The sequence below is a fragment of the Paenibacillus prosopidis genome (genome assembly GCF_003337375.1).
Lineage (GTDB): Bacteria > Bacillota > Bacilli > Paenibacillales > Paenibacillaceae > Pristimantibacillus > Pristimantibacillus prosopidis.
On the sequence record NZ_QPJD01000012.1, the window covers coordinates 139,897 to 156,948 of the forward strand.

The 17,052-nt window shown below is 49.7% G+C and carries 17 protein-coding genes; 1 reads left to right on the forward strand and 16 read right to left on the reverse strand.

Annotated elements, in window-relative coordinates; translation table 11 throughout:
- Positions 1 to 499 precede the first annotated feature (499 nt).
- The 12 genes from tsaD to yyaC all read right to left on the reverse strand — a co-directional run bounded on the left by tsaD (position 500) and on the right by yyaC (position 11,878).
- On the reverse strand, positions 500 to 1,558 hold the full coding sequence (gene tsaD, locus DFP97_RS19395; protein ID WP_245976433.1) for a tRNA (adenosine(37)-N6)-threonylcarbamoyltransferase complex transferase subunit TsaD: 1,059 nt from the start codon (positions 1,556 to 1,558) through the stop codon (positions 500 to 502).
- 2 nt (positions 1,559 to 1,560) lie between these two features.
- Positions 1,561 to 2,046 (reverse strand): ribosomal protein S18-alanine N-acetyltransferase, encoded by a 486-nt coding sequence (gene rimI, locus DFP97_RS19400; RefSeq protein WP_114381844.1) that lies wholly within the window; start codon positions 2,044 to 2,046, stop codon positions 1,561 to 1,563.
- Positions 2,043 to 2,861, reverse strand: coding sequence for a tRNA (adenosine(37)-N6)-threonylcarbamoyltransferase complex dimerization subunit type 1 TsaB (gene tsaB / locus DFP97_RS19405; protein WP_114381845.1), 819 nt, complete (start codon positions 2,859 to 2,861; stop codon positions 2,043 to 2,045). Before tsaB ends, rimI begins: the two co-directional genes overlap by 4 nt.
- Positions 2,858 to 3,346 carry a tRNA (adenosine(37)-N6)-threonylcarbamoyltransferase complex ATPase subunit type 1 TsaE gene (tsaE, locus tag DFP97_RS19410; RefSeq protein WP_114381846.1) on the reverse strand — a complete coding sequence of 163 codons (489 nt, stop codon included), beginning with the start codon at positions 3,344 to 3,346 and terminating at the stop codon, positions 2,858 to 2,860. Before tsaE ends, tsaB begins: the two co-directional genes overlap by 4 nt.
- 13 nt (positions 3,347 to 3,359) lie before the next feature.
- On the reverse strand, positions 3,360 to 4,415 hold the full coding sequence (thiL, locus tag DFP97_RS19415; RefSeq protein WP_114381847.1) for a thiamine-phosphate kinase: 1,056 nt from the start codon (positions 4,413 to 4,415) through the stop codon (positions 3,360 to 3,362).
- 76 nt (positions 4,416 to 4,491) lie between these two features.
- Positions 4,492 to 5,361: a YitT family protein gene (locus tag DFP97_RS19420; RefSeq protein WP_114381848.1), complete on the reverse strand. Its 870-nt coding sequence runs from the start codon at positions 5,359 to 5,361 to the stop codon at positions 4,492 to 4,494.
- A gap of 292 nt (positions 5,362 to 5,653) precedes the next feature.
- Complete coding sequence (locus DFP97_RS19425; RefSeq protein ID WP_114381849.1) at positions 5,654 to 6,736, reverse strand: HD-GYP domain-containing protein; 1,083 nt, start codon at positions 6,734 to 6,736, stop codon at positions 5,654 to 5,656.
- Positions 6,737 to 6,793: 57 nt separating this feature from the next.
- A complete protein-coding gene (locus DFP97_RS19430; protein ID WP_245976447.1) occupies positions 6,794 to 8,470 on the reverse strand; it encodes a histidine kinase N-terminal 7TM domain-containing diguanylate cyclase in 1,677 nt (558 codons plus the stop codon).
- A 79-nt stretch (positions 8,471 to 8,549) separates the two neighbouring features.
- Positions 8,550 to 9,737, reverse strand: a complete 1,188-nt coding sequence (locus DFP97_RS19435; protein ID WP_114381851.1) for a class I SAM-dependent methyltransferase — start codon at positions 9,735 to 9,737, stop codon at positions 8,550 to 8,552.
- 10 nt (positions 9,738 to 9,747) lie between these two features.
- On the reverse strand, positions 9,748 to 10,401 hold the full coding sequence (locus tag DFP97_RS19440; protein WP_114381852.1) for a DUF6483 family protein: 654 nt from the start codon (positions 10,399 to 10,401) through the stop codon (positions 9,748 to 9,750).
- A 61-nt stretch (positions 10,402 to 10,462) separates the two neighbouring features.
- A complete protein-coding gene (locus DFP97_RS19445; protein ID WP_114381853.1) occupies positions 10,463 to 11,326 on the reverse strand; it encodes an alpha/beta fold hydrolase in 864 nt (287 codons plus the stop codon).
- 15 nt (positions 11,327 to 11,341) lie between these two features.
- Positions 11,342 to 11,878, reverse strand: a complete 537-nt coding sequence (gene yyaC / locus DFP97_RS19450; protein ID WP_114381854.1) for a spore protease YyaC — start codon at positions 11,876 to 11,878, stop codon at positions 11,342 to 11,344.
- 210 nt (positions 11,879 to 12,088) lie between these two features.
- Between yyaC and DFP97_RS19455 the strand changes: the two genes are divergently transcribed.
- Entirely contained in the window at positions 12,089 to 12,316 is a 228-nt protein-coding gene (locus DFP97_RS19455) for a DUF1128 domain-containing protein (protein ID WP_114381855.1), read from the forward strand.
- 120 nt (positions 12,317 to 12,436) lie between these two features.
- Here DFP97_RS19455 and DFP97_RS19460 read toward each other — a convergent pair whose 3' ends face one another.
- The 4 genes from DFP97_RS19460 to DFP97_RS19475 form a co-directional block, all read right to left on the reverse strand.
- Positions 12,437 to 12,889, reverse strand: a complete 453-nt coding sequence (locus tag DFP97_RS19460; RefSeq protein ID WP_114381856.1) for a hypothetical protein — start codon at positions 12,887 to 12,889, stop codon at positions 12,437 to 12,439.
- Positions 12,890 to 13,196: 307 nt separating this feature from the next.
- Positions 13,197 to 14,783 carry a UDP-glucose--hexose-1-phosphate uridylyltransferase gene (locus DFP97_RS19465; protein ID WP_114381857.1) on the reverse strand — a complete coding sequence of 529 codons (1,587 nt, stop codon included), beginning with the start codon at positions 14,781 to 14,783 and terminating at the stop codon, positions 13,197 to 13,199.
- Positions 14,784 to 14,815: 32 nt separating this feature from the next.
- Entirely contained in the window at positions 14,816 to 15,805 is a 990-nt protein-coding gene (galE, locus tag DFP97_RS19470; RefSeq protein WP_114381858.1) for a UDP-glucose 4-epimerase GalE, read from the reverse strand.
- A gap of 46 nt (positions 15,806 to 15,851) precedes the next feature.
- A complete protein-coding gene (locus DFP97_RS19475; RefSeq protein WP_114381859.1) occupies positions 15,852 to 17,024 on the reverse strand; it encodes a galactokinase in 1,173 nt (390 codons plus the stop codon).
- Positions 17,025 to 17,052 lie beyond the last annotated feature (28 nt).

The window sequence follows — 17,052 nt, forward strand, 5'->3', positions numbered from 1 at the left end:
CTGTGTCACAGCCCGGTAAGAATGAATATCATCCATTACGTTGCTGCCGACAATCCCGGACAAACTTTACTAATCCTGTTCTTTGCGTTTGTAACGTATGAAGTTTAAAGTATTGTTGCTTATTATATGCTCTTATAAATAGTCTGTCAATTCAAAAAATTAATTACTCTGTCGAAACGGCTTGGCGACCGTACACTGCCCGTAATCACAATAGCACAAGAAGATAATACGAATGGGAAAAGCTCCTGCTAATCTTGTTCGAATACTTTCTTTGGGGTCATTTTACAGGAAAACCTCCCGGTAATCTTGTGGAAAATCCCTCCTGCACAGGTAACGTGCCGAATCAGCGGGAGAAATTCCCGTTAAACCAGAGACAAACATCGTATATAGAATAATAGAGGGAGCTTTTCCTGTTCATTTTACCACGGGCGAAGGTGCACCATTCAGCTTCTAGCTTCTAGCTTCTAGCTTCTAGCTTCTAGCTTCCAGCTTCCCGCCTCTAGCTTCCAACAGACCAGCTTTCCAGTGAAAATCCGGGATCGGCCTTCATATCAAGATCGCTGAACTGCTTCCGTTTCAGCTTGAGTTGTGCGGCAGCGCCAATCATTGCCGCGTTATCCGTACAAAGCGAGTTCGGAGGAATAAGCAGCGGAACGCCATCCGACTCACACCGTTCTGTCAATGCAGCTCGTAAGCCACGGTTGGCCGCAACACCGCCGCAAAGCAGCAATTGCTTAGCACCGTATTGATGAACAGCACGCAGCGCTTTTGTGACCAGCACCTCCGTAACCGACTCCTGAAATCCGCGCGCTAGAGCAGCTTCATTCAAATGCAGCCCCTTCATCCGCGTTTGGTTAATAACAGCGAGCACCGCCGATTTCAAGCCGCTGAAGCTAAAGTCGTAGCTGTCCGCTTCCAGCCATGCACGAGGCAGATCTATGGTTTCTTCCGAACCGACTGCGAGCCGGTCGATATGCGGTCCGCCAGGGTACGGCAAATGAAGCGCGCGCGCCACTTTGTCATATGCTTCACCTACCGCGTCATCCCTCGTACGGCCGATCAAACGGAATTCGCCTTCGCGCTCGAGCAGCACCAATTCGGTATGACCGCCGGAAACAACGAGCGCCATACAAGGATATTCAATGTTATGCACGAGTTCGTTTGCATAAATATGTCCGGCAATATGATGCGTTCCGATTAACGGAATATCGAGTGCCATCGCCAGACTCTTGGCGGCTACGATCCCGACGAGCAGCGCTCCCACGAGCCCTGGACCCTGAGTCACAGCTACGGCCGACATATCCTTTAACGTTAAACCAGACTCCTTTACCGCCTGCTCAATAATGAGCGTTATCGACTCCACGTGCTTGCGTGAGGCAATTTCCGGCACAACTCCGCCGAAGCGCTCATGAATCTCGATTTGGCTCGAGACAACATTAGATAATATATGTTTGCCGCCGCGAATAACAGCTACTGACGTCTCATCGCAGCTCGTCTCCACAGCTAAAATAATATCGTTTGCCAATTCATAATTTACGGTATGTTCTGAGTTACTCACGTTCATTGCTCCCCTGTCTTCAACCGCTCACGGTCAAGCTCCGCCCACATAATAAGCGCGTCTTCATTATCCGAATAATAGCGCGGCCGGATACCGGACGGCTCAAAGCCAAACTTGCGGTAAAGCCGCTGCGCAATTTCGTTTGACACCCGAACCTCCAAAGTCATCTTTACGGCGCCAAAAAATACCGCCGTCCGCTGCAGCTCAAAAAGCAAACGATGGCCTAGCCCTTGTCCGCGAAAATCTGATCGGACCGCGATATTCGTCACATGCGCCTCATCCATTATGACCCACATCCCGCCATAACCGATAATTTCACCTCTATATTCCATTACCAAGTAACGAGCGAATAAGTTATTTATCAGCTCATTCGTAAACGCTTCGGTTGTCCAAGGACTAGAGAACGCCTCCAGCTCAATATCAACAATTGCGGGTATATCCGCCATAGTCATTGCACGATAAACGAGTTTATTCGTATCAACTGTCATGCCTTTGCCTCACCTGCTTGCTTCGCCTTCCAATTCACTTCGGCTTCGGTTAATTGCGTATAGTTTGGAATAAAGGTATGCGGATTTTCGGTTAGCCCCGCCTCCAGCCTTGTGCGGCCGAGCATCGCAATCCACCGTCCTTCTTGGACAAAAGACTGCAGCCGAACGTTTACGCCAGCTGCTGCTCCAAGCTGCATTAACCGCTCCGCTTCCGTTTCATGCAGCGATAAATCACCGACGAGCGAGATGCTGCTAACAGCTCCATTTGCTTGATTAGTTAGCCGCATTGCCAGCCGGTCAACCCAATCCTTCATAAGCCGGACGCCGTCATCTGCAAAGCGGCTCCATTGCTCATTATTTGTCATAGCAAATCCAGACGAGTATACTTGTCCACGTCTGGCATCCATAATAGGGAACACCCAATGCTCGCCCTCTATAGTCCTTATCTCACCAGCTTCTTTATCAAAACCTTGCTGCCAAGCGCCATAAGCGAGTGCCTCAAGACTTGACACAGCAACTAGAGGCTTATTCCAAACCCAGGCAAGCGTCTTCCCCACAGACACCGCAATTCGCATGCCTGTGTAGGAACCAGGGCCGTTGCCGACAGCAATCGCTTCTAAATCACTGCCCGTAACGCCGCTGCTTTCCAGCATTTCTTTCATATGCGACACGACATGAACCGAATGGTTTCTTTCCGCCAACGTTTGAATTTCAGCCAACACTTCATGACCGCTTACGATTGCGGCTGCCATTGATGCCGTCGATGTATCCAGCGCTAATATCGGTCCCGCTTGATGCTTCTGCTCTAGTCTCATCTGCCTGCTCCAATCTCGTTCAATGCTTTGCACCAATCAGCGTATAGCTCTCCGATGCCGGTCAATTGAATACGCCGCGAATCTCCGCCAAGGTGTTCTATGAATAGCTCCAGCCGCTCAGGCGGGAGCAGCTCTTTAATCAAGCTTGCCCATTCCACGATCGTCACGCCGTTACCATAAAAATAATCGTCTAAACCAAGCTCGTCCGCTTCTTCAAGCGATAGCCTGTATACATCCATATGATAAAAGGGAAGCTGCTCCCCTTTGTATTCTTTGATAATCGTGAAGGTCGGACTATTCACTATGCCCTCCACGCCAATTGCTCCTGCAAATGCTTGCGAAAATCTAGTTTTACCCGCTCCGAGATCACCGTCCAGCGCTAACAGCGCGCCCGGCTTCACCCAAGCAGCAAGCTGCTGCGCCAAGTCTATCGTATCCTGTTCCGTATGTGCCAGCCAAACGGCATGGCCTTCCCGCTCTTGCATGTTCTTCACCCGTTCATGTTGAAAAATGATTGTATCCGCGTTTACTAAGTGCTGCTCGCTTAACCGGACGAGAACCAGACCCTTTGCCTTGGTATGCTTGTTCATTGCATATGAGCTCGACTCCCGGCAGACCGGCTTCGGTTTCCCCAATGACAAAGAAAGGAATGCCTTCTTGACGGAAAGCAGCTTGCATTGCTTCCACGTCTTCAGCAGCCATCGTTCCCAGCAGAGCATAATCTTCTCCGCCATAAAGCATCCATTCCAGCGGATCCACATGGACTTGCGAAGCATAAGCAGCCATGCTGCCGCTCTTCGGCAGCAGCTGCTCGTTAAGCACGAGCCGCAGCCCTGACGCCTCGGCAATTTCCCATGCCTCGCTTGCAAGTCCATCACTCACATCGTTTAATGAGCGACATGTCCCCCGCTCCAGGAGCAGCCGGCCAGCCCGTACCGACGGGTTCGGCCTACGATGCGCCTGTACCAGCGAAGCTGCTCCCGCGAGCCCGGCATCCGCCAGAAGCGCATGCAGCCCAGCCGCCGCCATGCCAACGGCGCCGGTCACAAACACGGCGTCGCCCGGCATAGCTCCCGAACGCCGCAGCTCACGCCCCGCTTCAACGGTGCCCGTCACCGTTACAGCGACAACCAAGTGCTGCGGCGACGACGTCGTATCGCCACCAGCAACAGCAACCCCATAGCGCTCGGCGCACTCGTACAGCCCATCGTACAACCGGCGCATTCGCTCCGGGTTGTACGATGGCGGTACGCTGACCGACACGAGCGCATGCAGCGGAACGCCTCCCATCGCGGCAATGTCGCTTATGTTCGCGGCAAGCGCCTTATAGCCGACATCCTCGTCCCGCATCGTCGTCTCATTGAAATGGACGGTTTCCACCATCGTGTCAACCGCCAGCAGCAGCCGCTTCGGCTCAGCTACGCCATCCGCCGCCGCGGCCGGATCAACAACAGCGGCATCATCACCGATGCCGATAATTACACCGCGCTGCCGCTGCCATTCGGCAGCTTGCCGCGCGTCCGTCCAATGATGAATACTCGCAAACTCATCCAACTCGTTATCTCCTTCATCCCTTCAGGATAGGTCAATTACTCGCTTCACAAACGCGATTCATCTCCTACCATCATCATTAGTGAATATCCCGCTTCTTAAACCGTCCGCCCTTCACATCGTGAATATTGCCGACTGCGAGAAACGCCACAGGGTCGAGCTCATGGACGATTGACTTCATTTTTGCTTCCTCGAGACGCGTAATGACGCAGAAAATAACCCGCTTGCTGCCGCCCGTAAAGCCGCCTTCTCCGTGCAAATAAGTGACGCCGCGGCCAAGCCGGCTCATAATGGCATCACCGATCTCATTCGATTCCTCGCTAATAATCCAGACGGCTTTCGATTCGTCGAAACCCTCGATCGTAATGTCGATCATTCTGAATGCAATATAATACGCGATAAGCGAATACATCGCCCGATCCCAGCTGTATACGAAGCCCGCACTGCCGAGAATAAATAAATTGAAAAACATAACCGTCTCGCCCACCGAGAACGGAAGCCGCTTATTAAATAATATCGCGACGATTTCCGTGCCGTCGAGCGAGCCGCCGAACCGAATGACCATCCCGACGCCAATGCCTAATATGACCCCGCCGAATATGGCAGCCAAAAAAGGCTCTACCGTCAGCGGCGGCACCGGATGCAGCAGAAACGTTCCTATCGACATGACCGTTACGCCATATAGCGTTGATATCGCAAACGTTTTGCCGATTTGCTTATAACCGAGAACGAGAAACGGAAGGTTTAATAAGAATAAAAACAGTCCGAGCGGTAAACCGGATAGATAAGAGCTGATAATAGAAATACCGACAATACCACCATCAATAATTTGATTGGGTACCAGAAAAATTTCCAGTCCAACTGAGACCAGGACTGCTCCGAGCGTAATAAATAGTACTCTTCGCAGCACCTCGAGCTTAGATAGCTTATGGTGCTGTTGTGATCCCATATTAAACACATCCCTTAAGGTGGTCTATTTCTCATTATTTTACCTTAACCGGTCTCATATTCAAAGTAAAACTCCCATTATTACAAAAAGAAACCTCCCTATCAGCGATAAATAATCGCCTAACGGAAGGTTTAGGTCTTTATCCGATAATCGCGTAAGCTTCTACGCCTGCTGAAATTGTTCTCGTCCGGAACAATCTGCCCGCGCTATCGAAAGTCTGGATCGTATACGATACGAGAGGAGAATTACCGGCAGGGCCAAGCTCCTATGCCAAATGATTATTTTATACACTTTAAAGCTCTTTCACAATCGTAATATGAAGCTCGTTCTTTAGCTCAATTTCATAAGGTGATTTCGGCTCGCTTCCGTCCTTTTCCTTAATAATCCGCACGCGCGGACGGTGTACGGCCAGCTCGGTATTTTCCGAAACGACTCCAACCTGACCGGTACTGAGCTGAAGGGTAGTTGCTATCGGATAGATCGATATATGCCGGCAGAACAGCTTTATTAATTCCAAGTCAAAGTAGGTTCCGCCTGCCGCAAACAAAAATTCGATCGCTTCACTCGCCGTAAACCGTTTCCGGTAAGGCCTCGGTGATGTTAATGCATCGAACGTATCGGCTAATCCAACGATTTGCGCGTACATATGAATTTCATCCTGCTTAAGACCGCGCGGGTAACCCGAGCCATTAAAGCGTTCATGATGCTGAAGGGCGCAATGTGCGGAAACGATAGATATCTCATGATTTTTGCGTAAAATATCGAAGCCCTCTTTGGTATGGCTTTGGACGATGGTTCGCTCTTCCGCGGAGTAAATGCCTGTGTGAGCAAGCAGTTTAGCCGGAATTTTGGTCATGCCGATATCGAAGAGCAGCGCGCCAATACCGAGCTCCTCCAGTTGATTTCGATTGAACCCCTTCGCTATGCCCATTATGCCTGCGAGTACCGCGACGTTAAAAGAATGCTGGAACAAATAGGCATCCATCGCATGAATGCTGGTTAAATTGACAAGAATATTGGGTCTTGTTGCTAAATCCTGCATGATTTGCCCAAATACAGCACGAAAATTACGACCCATATCCGGTGCAATTGTTCGTCCTCTCGTTGCGGATTGGTCTTTTAAGGAGTTCATCGTCTTATATATAGTTTCGACCGCTTGCTTGCGCGTCTCATCGAGGATGGTGTCTTCAGGAATAAGATCCGTCGTCAGACCGTCCTCAACGAACAAAAAATCGATGCCCAAGTTAAGCAACCGATCGATGTAACGCTCATTCAGTTCTACCCCTTCGCCAAGAAGCACGTGACCGTTCTCTTGAAAAATGGGCTTTGCAACCTTGTCTCCCGGCTTGACCATTCCAATTTGCACTTTTCTCATTAGATAAGATCCCGCCTTCGATAGTTATAGCGCTTGTAAACCGGACCTTTTGGGCTTTTAGGCTAGTTTGCGTTTCACAATCCGGTTACGTCCGTCATATTTGGCTTCATACAATGCGGCATCGGCTTGCGCCAGCAGTTCGCGTAAAAACGCTTTCGGATCTGACACGTCAGACGGTTCAAAATGTTCAATAGAAATAACACCCATACTGATCGTTACCGATAGCGCATGATCGCCTATTCCAGTATACACCTTGTTCTGCTCCACCGATTCCATTACCATCTCGGCAATAATATCCGCCTGCTCCCGATTCGTATGGGGCAAATACACGGTAAACTCCTCGCCGCCGTATCGAGCCAGTATGTCCGTATGCCGCAGCGTTCTTCGGACAGCTTCAACGGTGCTGCACAGCACCTCATCACCTACTAAATGGCCGTACTTGTCATTAATCGATTTGAAATAATCAAGATCAAACAGAAAAATGGAGAACGGGATTCCGTAACGAATGTTAGTAACGACCTCTTGCTCCAGCTGATGCAGTAAATAACGGCGGTTGAAGCATCCGGTCAAGCCATCCGTGATAGCCATTTGCTCCAGCTTCTTATTCGCTTGAAAGAGCTCGTCCTGCATGATAAGCAAATCGCGGTTGCGATCCTGCAGCTGCTCATTCTGACTGTTTGTTTCTTCAACGAGCAGTCTGAGCTCCGTGACGTCTTGAAAGGTGAGCACGCGCCCAACCGGTATTTTCTTCTGATTCAAGATAGGCGCCGACTGCACAATAATATGGCGGTACCTGTCAAAATCAACCGTCAGCTCGAATTCCAGCCGGTCAAGCGGCCGCTTCCTTTGCACTTCAAAGAATGCAGCAAACTCCCTTGCCGTCTCTTCTTTAAATTGCGATGCTATAAATGAAGGGTTAAATGTATCACCGATCCGAAGCCGAATAATCGGCTTGATCACTTTGTTCACTTCAATGACTGTATCGTTCTCATCAAGCACGAGTATACCCAGCGACATCGTGTTCATCACGTCGCGCTGAACGGTTTGAATAATATCAAACACCTTGTTCCGCCCGATTGCATGAACTAAATAAACGGCCGCTAACGCCATGCCGACGGAAATGAGCGGAATATATCGGGTAAAATAATCAATAAACAACACGTTGATGACCAAATCGCCTATTGAAAACAAGAACAGAACGAACATACCGTTCATCGCTGTTTTTATGAGAGTCCGCTGCCTTGCAGACTCATCCTTGCTCAGCTTGTACACCATGATGATAACAGAGACGGCCATATATACCAGCAGCTGTGCAATCATGATCCAATACAGCGGTCCATGCTGAAGCTGTTTCAATGGATCTAACCGGTCATTAATCGTTAAAAACATGCCATTCGGATTTATAGCTACCGCAACAACGGAAACGAGTGCGGGCGTAGACAAAAGGAACAACCGGCTCTTCCGTATCACATACGACTGGCCGGTAAGAAAGACGATAAAAACAAACCACCCTACACCTATCAACGAAAGTCCAATATAGGAAATTGAGAGGTAAAAGAGTCTGTACATTGTTGAAGAAGTCGTCTGCGAAGCAAACTGGAAAAGAGGCCATATCATAAAGACAATATGCAATAACAAATATATGCGGTGCAATACCGTAACGGAGCTTGAAGCAAACACGTAGAAAAACAAGCCGAACAGTACTAGAAACATACTAAAGTCTAGCCAGATCATCCATTCCAATACGGTTCACCCATTCATTTGATAGCCATCTTCTTCCATTGTAGCAAATGTTAAATGTATCGACAATCGCTTATTTTTCTAAACGATTAGGCCAACGTTCGGCTAAAATATGCTCGAATGCCGGTGAAATATTTAAAAACTGACGAAATTGCTCGTATTGCTCCCATTTTTTCATGGAAAGCCCTTGCTTCTCCGATCTTACTGCACGAATTAGCAGATTTTTGGGCGTATGCTCCGGATCTACAAACTCCAGCATTTGAACCTTGTAACCGAGAACCTCGAGCAGCGTGCCTCTTGCAGCATCGGTTGCAAGCGCGGCAAACCGTTCCTTTAGAAGGCCCTGCGACAAAATCGGCGATAACGTGTCGTTGCTAATTTGGCGAAACAGCTCATGCTGACAGCACGGGACCGACATAATGACGGATGCTCCCCAATTTACCGCCTTTGCAAGCGCTGCATCCGTTGCCGTATCGCACGCATGCAGCGTGACGACCATATCAGCCGCCTGCAGCTCCTCATACTCGGCAATATCGCCTACTAGGAAGCGAAGACGATCATAGCCAAGCTTGTCCGCAAGCTGCGAGCAAAATGCGATGACATCGGCTTTCAAATCAAGGCCGATAATGTTAATAGCCCTTTGCTGCTCCACTGCCAGAAGGTGATAGAGCGCAAACGTTAAGTATGATTTTCCGCAGCCGAAATCAACGATAGTAAGCTCACGGTCGTTCGGCAAATAAGCGAGCACATCGGTAACCATCTCAAGAAACCGGTTGATTTGCCGATATTTGTCCTGCTTCTTCGCATGAACGAGACCTTCCGGCGTCATGATGCCAAGCTCAACCAGAAACGGGGCAGCTTTGCCTTCTTCCAGCACCCGCTGCTTCTGCCTGTTATGCTGCAAGCCGGCAGTGCGCGAGCCTCCAGTCGGCGGTTTGGCGAGCAAGGTCGCCTTCCCTTTCTTATTGAATAACAGCTGCACATCCGCCTCTGGCGTCTTCACCAGCGCTTGACGATAATTTTGCTGCAGCAGCTCAATGAAACGATCGGCCGCCAAGTCTGACGCAACATTATCATGCGTTACCTTGTTCGCAAAATGATATTCAAACTGATAATGAAGCCCATTTTTCAACTGAACTGGACGTATGACCGTTTTGGGAGAAGCATCGCCGTCCTTGCGGCGCAGCTGGCTAAGCGTTGCCTGCAGCAGCTCTCCGTTGCTAAGCCAATTATGAATGTCTTGCTGCCATTGTTCCGTCATGCCTTCACACTCACTCCTTCTCTGCCGCAAACAGCTCGGCAAGCCCTTGCTCTATTTCTTCGCGCGGTAAGCCGCCCGCCTCCAGCCGTTCATCGGTCAGCAGCAGCATGCGTCTGTAAATATCCGCAGCCTCCGCTGCCCAGAGTGCGTTATCCTCTAGCAGCTCATGCATAACATTTTCCGCTAAGTCGTAGCGTCCTTCCGCTTCATGCCACTCCATCAGAAGCCGTTTGGTCTGCGTAGGCAGCTCATACGGACGCAGCTGCTCCAGCAGTTCCTCTACTTGCTCCCGCGGCTCGACAATGGTTGGCTCAGCGCGGGCGATTGATAGGCGCATGAACAATTGCAGCGACTTGACGTAAGCTGCGAAGCCCTCGTCTTCCCGTCCAAGCTCGTCTTGAAGCTCGGCTTCCTGCTTCATCAGAATAGCGATAGCTTGCAAATGGTCGGTCTCCAGCATGCCGTTCGTCGTCATAACTTTCATTAAGTCCTCGTCAGATAACGAACGAATGAGCTTGCTGCTTAACCGGAATCGCTTGTCAAGCAAGTCATCGATAACGAGAAGCGCCTCCTCGTGCTTGCGATCCCGCCTCAAGTTCAAAATTTGACCTACCGCTTCGGTCATCTGTTCAATCATTCTCATGAAATAGTCGCGCTGAAACAATTGGCTTCCCTCCCCGCATGCTGCTGCTCCCGGAATATCAAGTTCTTAACTCAATAGTCCGCTAGGCGCGAACCGACTTCACGAAGCTAAGTATAGCCGCTATCAACTCTTTCGGCTGTTCTAGCATTCCCATATGCCCGGCATCGTCCAATTGCACTTTTACGGTTGCTGATCCTACAGCGGCAAATGTGCTTTCAACCGGGATGACCTTGTCATTCGCCCCTGCTACAAGCAGCACCGGGAGCTCGGCCTGCTCGATGATTTGCTTGCGGTTTGCGCGGGCCTTCATCCCTCTCGCTGTAGCGATTGCCCCGTGCAGCGCCGTTCCGTAGCCAATTTGCTTGCCATTCTCCACTTCAGACTGCAGCGCATCCAAGTTCGCAGGCGCGAACAGCTTCGGAATTAAGCCATCGACAAATGCTCGCACGCCATTTTCCTCCAAGGAGGCAACAGCTTTGTCGCGATTTTGTTTTGCCGTCTCGCTATCCTCGAGCGCCGTGGAGTGAATGAGGCCAAAACCGGACAGCTTTTTCGAATAACGTTCTGCAAAAGCAAGCGTAATATACCCGCCTAACGAATGTCCCAGCATAACCGAGTTATTTATTTGCAGCTGAATCAGCATTTGAGCAATATCTTCCGCATACAATTCCATCGTATATGTTACATCGCCAGGTGCCGAGCTTCGTCCATGTCCGCGCAAATCAGGCGCAATTACGCGAACCGACTGTTCAAGTTCTAGTACAATATGCTCCCAATAAGCCGAGCTGCCGCAATACCCGTGCAATAGCACGACAACATCAGATACTCCGGCTTCAGCGCCTCCATCTTCGGGATGCGAGTCATAATAAGCGAGCTCCACACCGTTATTCAAAAACAGCTTTCGCTGTGTAATCGAGCGGTTATGTTCGTCTGCATGTCCAGTCATAGTCTGCACTCTCCTCTATACGATATGAATTTCTAGATCATTATTATCGGATGCCGGAAGCATAGCACTCGTGGCCCATGCCGCATCAATTGCGCCCGCCACTTCTTTTGCCATTTGCATAACGAGATAAAGCGATGTCGTTTGCAGCATCCAATAGGCTTTCGGTCCGTTTGCATTCACAACGCCTGCAATACTATAATGGCCGATTGCCGGCAATCGTCTGCCTATGGCTTTTCCCGGCTGCAGCGGTCCAGCCGTTACGATATAGCGGCCAATCGACTTCATCTTGCCCAAGCAGGCATCTATGGCAATGACAATCGAATCCTCACTTACCGCTGCTGCTGCATGCTCAACGGCATGGGCATCACATGGCTTCTGAAGCGTACCGATGACATGCGGCCATCCCCGCTCCTGAAGCATGGTACCCACTAAAGGGCCGAATGAATCACCGGTGGAGCGGTCACTCCCGATGCACACAAATACGATACGGCTGCGATTGGGATGCGTAACCGCAATCGATTCAAAAAACTGCTCCAGCTCGCTCTTAACTATTTGTTCCGTTGTACCGCACCTGCCTCATGCTCTATTTATACATAAACCATTATGGTTCGTTTCTCCTTTCAATTGTATCCAATTTTAAGGAACTGTTCAATTTGTGGTCTTTGTCATTTGAATCATGGTACAATTGCTGCAAAGCAAACGTACGAATAAGCCCGTGCTTAAGACGCCATTTTGCATGGCAATACATTTAGGAGGCACCCCATGTCCAATTTACAAGCGCAAACGCAGGAAAATGTAGAATTTATGATCGAAGTCATCAAAACAAAGCTGAAAATGGCTTCCGCTGCCGCCATGCAGGCTTCCCATTTCAACATTGACCAATACGAGGATATTAAAGATCTATATGAAGTAGTTGCATCAAAGGATAAATTCAGCATCAGCGAGGTTGAAGCGCTCGTATCGGAGCTTGGTAAGCTGCGTTCAAAATAAACAATTTCTTTAAAGCAAATTATTCCAGTATCAGACATTTCTTTGCATTTTTCGATAAAAAAACAAGAACCGAGCATCGACGCCTTCGCCGATCTCGGTTCTTTTTGCCAGTGTGATTAATTATTCCTGCTCTTCCTCTTGAACTTCCGCTGCTTCGATTGACAGCTTGATAGATACATCCTTACGCTCGCCCTTAAGGAAGTGAGCGATTCTCTCCAGCTTGTCCGCCAGCTCCGGACCGCTCAGCGTCGTATTCAAATGATAATCAAAGCTGTCGGAAGGCAGCTTCCGGTCTGAATAGCCGTTCTGGCCTCTCCAGCCGCGTTCTCCGCCTGCACTCGTTTGAGTTAATAAATGCTCTTGTACCGGATAAAATTTGTCTGACTTGTTCACTACTCTTTCGTAAATACGCAGCTTCTTAAGCAGCATATAATACTGCGCGGAATGCTTGAAATTCCACGCCTCACGAATGTCCTTAAGCGTATAATCCATCTTCCATCGCTTCAGCTTTTCTACTTGCTCATCGGTGCTTAGCTGCAAAAAATCGTCCAGCGGCAACATTTTTTCGGGCATTTTGACCCCTCCGATAAATAGTTTGTAGCAAATTAAAAAAATATTTCAAAAAGCATTGATTATATCATATAAAAAATACCATAAATTTTGACTGTTTACAAATTAATATAATTTAACAAATATGGTTTCAATACATTTTTGACAAACCGTTTGCACAAGCGTAAACGGCTTCGCCGTCCTCTGGCGGAGAAGCTTCGTTCGCGGAGAATTCTAAGCACATATAAGTGTGAAACTTATAAATTCTTAGAATTAAAAAAAGAACCTCCAATTCCGCTGAAATCCCAGCGTTAAAGGAGGCTCAAACCCGTTAAGCTTTCCGAAGTCCGATCGATGCAAGAAAGCGTTCAAATGCTGCGTTGCCGTCTGCAGTACGTTTATAAACGCCCGCATCCTTAAGCACTTCAAGAAACTTGGCGCCGGTTTCCGATTGGACGATCGACTTCGCTTGCTCGGGAGAGCATGAAGTGCCGAACTTTTCTGTAAGTGACTTCAGCCATTCTGCGTGCTTGTTCAGCGGATGCGATGCCTGCTGCACCTCATCTGCATTTGCTGCTGAAGCGGGTGTCAAATAAGCAGCGATTTGCTCCAGCTCCTCCTTCAAACGGCCGGGCAATACGGCAAGCCCCATCACTTCAATCAAACCGATGTTTTCTTTCTTGATGTGGTGCAGATTCTGATGCGGATGGAAAATACCGTCTGGATGCTCGTCGCTTGTACGGTTGTTTCGCAGCACCAGGTCGATCTCATATTCTCCATTGTCCCGCAGCCTTGCAATCGGTGTGATCGTATTGTGCGGCGTAAGCGTTCCGTCAGCTTGCTCTGTGAACGCAAGCACGTCAGCTGCCGCATCGCTGTAGCCCCGCCATTCGTCAAGCAAACGGCATGCTGCGCTATGAACGTCGGCTTTAGAAGAACCATTGATCCGCACTACAGACATCGGCCATTTTACAATGCCAAAACGTACGCCCGGAAGCTGCGGATCAACAAATAACGTATCCGTAGCAGCTGCCTCCATCGGGAACACATGACGGCCGCCTTGGAAATGGTCATGGCTTAGGATGGAACCGCCGACGATCGGCAAATCGGCATTGGAGCCGATGAAATAATGCGGGAATTGCTCTACGAAGTCGAGCAGCCGCGCAAAGGATGCATGCGATATAACCATCGGTTCATGCGCGCCCTTAAAGATAATGCTGTGTTCGTTGTAATAAACATACGGCGAATATTGAAAATACCATTGCTCGGATTGCAGCTCCAGGGGCAGCACGCGCAGGTTTTGACGTGCCGGGTGATCGGCGCGGCCTGCGTAGCCGACATTTTCGATGCAAAGCAGGCATTTCGGATAATGAGCCTGCGGCATCGTTTTGAGCAGCGCGATTTCTTTCGGATCTTTTTCCGGCTTCGACAGGTTGATTGTAATTTCGAGCTTCCCGAAATCAGTCTCGTGCAGCCAATATTGATTTTTGCGAATCCGGTCCATACGAATGTAATTGGAATCAATGCTCAGGTTATAAAAGGCGTCTGTCGCTGCTTTCAAGCCCTCGGTCCGTGCGGTCCGCTCGAATGAATTACTCGCCTCGGATGGACGCGGCAGCAGCAAGCCCATAATCCGGGCATCGAGCAGGTCGCGGAAAGTAATCGTATTGTCAGGTATAAGGCCGATCTCGAAGCCGTAATCAAGCAGCGGCTCAAGCAGCTCTACCGCGCTTTCCAAGCGTTCCTCCGGCACGTCTCCTTCAAAAGGCTCCGTGAAGCGGAACAAATCGAGGAGAGAGTTGCGTGCAGCGCCGCAGTCAAGCGGTTCAATTAAACGGCGCTCCAATGCGAATTGCACCAGCCGTTCTATGAGAAGCAACGCATCGTTTGATGACGTTGTCTGTGTTTCATTTGCCACGGGGTGTTGCTCCTTTCACTTAAGCAGCTTGCTTAGTCGTTGTATCCGTTCGGATTGGCTTCATGCCAGCTCCAGGCGCTCTTAATGATGTCTTCCAGCTTGTTGCGTTTCGGATTCCAGCCGAGCTCCTGACGAGCGCGATCGGAAGAAGCAACCAGCACGGCTGGGTCGCCGGCACGGCGGGCTTCCATGACCGCTGGAATTTCCTTGCCCGTTACCGCGCGGGCGATGTCGATCACTTCTTTGACGGAGAAGCCTGTGCCGTTGCCAAGATTGTAAACGGAGCTGTCCGCTCCGGTGCGCAGCCGGTCAACGGCCAGCACATGGGCGTCAGCAAGGTCGCTGACATGAATGTAGTCGCGAATGCAAGTTCCGTCCGGCGTATCGTAATCCTCGCCAAACACCGAAATGTGAGGACGCTGACCTAGCGCCGCTTGCAGCACGATCGGAATAAGATGCGTTTCCGGGCTGTGATCCTCGCCGATTTTACCGCTTTCGTGCGCGCCTGCCGCATTGAAATAACGGAGCGATACGAATTTGATGTTGTGGGCGACATCGAACCATTTCATCATTTTCTCCATCGCCAGCTTCGTTTCACCATAAGCATTTGTTGGAAGCGTACGGTCGTATTCATCGATCGGCACATTTTCCGGTTCGCCGTAGGTTGCCGCCGTGGATGAGAATACAATTTTACGAACGTTGTATTCATTCATTTTCTCCAGCAGACAAAGCGTGCCGAAGACGTTATTATGATAATATTTGCCCGGATCCTTCATGCTCTCGCCTACGAGCGAGTTCGCTGCAAAGTGAATAACCGCGTCGATATCATCGTTCTCTTGAAAAACAGTATCCATGAAAGCCGCATCGCGAAGATCGCCTTCATACAGCTTACCCCCGAGCAACGCCTTACGATGCCCCTGCTGCAAATTGTCAATGATAACGATTTTCTCGCCGCGCTCCTGCAATGCTGCTACTGCATGCGAACCAATATATCCTGCTCCACCTGTTACAAGTACTGCCATTGTTTATTTCCCCTCTCCGCTTACGAGTATGAGTAGTGATTACTATTTAAACGAGTCGTTCAACGCCGTTACCGATGCTGCAAACGTAGAAATCAGCTATAAGGCCTGTCGCTTCGGTATATTTGCGACCTACCTCTTCTTGGAATGCCTCAATACTGTCTTCATGGACAAGCGATACCGTGCAGCCGCCGAAGCCTGCGCCCGTCATGCGGGAACCTAGTACGCCCTGTACTTGACGCGCCGCTGCTACCATCGAATCCAGCTCATGTCCTGTCACTTCGTACAGATCGCGCAAAGAATCATGTGAGCCGTTCATGAGTTGACCGAACTGTTCGAGATCGTTTGCTCGCAGCGCTTTGATTGATTTTAGTACGCGGTCTATTTCTTCCACTACGTGTTGTGCGCGTTTTTGAACCGTTTCGTCTTTGATGAAATGCTTCGCGGAGTTGAACTGCTCCAGATTGATTTGACCAAGCAGCTTCAGCTCAGGGAATGCGGCTTTCAGATCTTCCACCGCTTGCTCGCACTGGCTGCGGCGCTCATTGTAGGCGGAATCCACCAGCCCGCGGCGCTTGTTTGTATTGCCGATTACAAGCTTGTAGCTGCCGGATTGAAACGGAATAAGCTCATATTCAAGCGTATCGCACATGAGCAGAATGGCGTGATCCTTCTTGCCGTTTGCTACCGCGAACTGATCCATGATGCCGCATTGGACGCCGTTGAACTCGTTTTCGGATTTTTGGGAAAGCAGCGCGATTTTCACCTTATCGGTCGGAAGACCTTCAAGTGTTTGCAAAGCGTAAGCCGTTACGACTTCGATTGAAGCGGATGATGATAAGCCTGCGCCGTTCGGAATCTCTCCATGGTAAAGCAGGTCATAGCCGTTTTTAAATGTAACTCCGCTTTGCTGCAGCTCATATACGATCCCTTTCGGGTAGTTCATCCAATCATCTGCTTCATCATAAACGATCGATTCCAACGAGAACTGTTTGGATGACGGAAAGTTCGTAGTCGCCAGACCTAGCTGGTTATCTAAGCGCTTGCGGATAAGCAGCGTCGTTCCGAAGGTTAAAGCGGCCGGAAAAACGTAGCCGCCGTTATAATCCGTATGCTCTCCGATCAGGTTAACACGGCCTGGAGCATGGAATACGGCGATATCGCCCGCTTCTCCCCCGTATTGCTGTATAAATTGCTGTGTTAGCGCCTCAATGTTTGCCATTTGCTATCACGTTCCTTTTTATCATTAT

Coding starts and splice junctions, on each gene's coding strand:
- rimI (WP_114381844.1), bottom strand. CDS start 2,046: ATGACAGTTGATACGAATAAACTCGTTTATCGTGCAATGACTATGGCG.
- tsaB (WP_114381845.1), bottom strand. CDS start 2,861: ATGAGACTAGAGCAGAAGCATCAAGCGGGACCGATATTAGCGCTGGAT.
- tsaE (WP_114381846.1), bottom strand. CDS start 3,346: ATGCAAGAGCGGGAAGGCCATGCCGTTTGGCTGGCACATACGGAACAG.
- DFP97_RS19420 (WP_114381848.1), bottom strand. CDS start 5,361: ATGGGATCACAACAGCACCATAAGCTATCTAAGCTCGAGGTGCTGCGA.
- DFP97_RS19425 (WP_114381849.1), bottom strand. CDS start 6,736: ATGAGAAAAGTGCAAATTGGAATGGTCAAGCCGGGAGACAAGGTTGCA.
- DFP97_RS19430 (WP_245976447.1), bottom strand. CDS start 8,470: ATGATCTGGCTAGACTTTAGTATGTTTCTAGTACTGTTCGGCTTGTTT.
- DFP97_RS19435 (WP_114381851.1), bottom strand. CDS start 9,737: ATGACGGAACAATGGCAGCAAGACATTCATAATTGGCTTAGCAACGGA.
- DFP97_RS19445 (WP_114381853.1), bottom strand. CDS start 11,326: ATGACTGGACATGCAGACGAACATAACCGCTCGATTACACAGCGAAAG.
- DFP97_RS19455 (WP_114381855.1), top strand. CDS start 12,089: ATGTCCAATTTACAAGCGCAAACGCAGGAAAATGTAGAATTTATGATC.
- DFP97_RS19460 (WP_114381856.1), bottom strand. CDS start 12,889: ATGCCCGAAAAAATGTTGCCGCTGGACGATTTTTTGCAGCTAAGCACC.
- galE (WP_114381858.1), bottom strand. CDS start 15,805: ATGGCAGTACTTGTAACAGGTGGAGCAGGATATATTGGTTCGCATGCA.
- DFP97_RS19475 (WP_114381859.1), bottom strand. CDS start 17,024: ATGGCAAACATTGAGGCGCTAACACAGCAATTTATACAGCAATACGGG.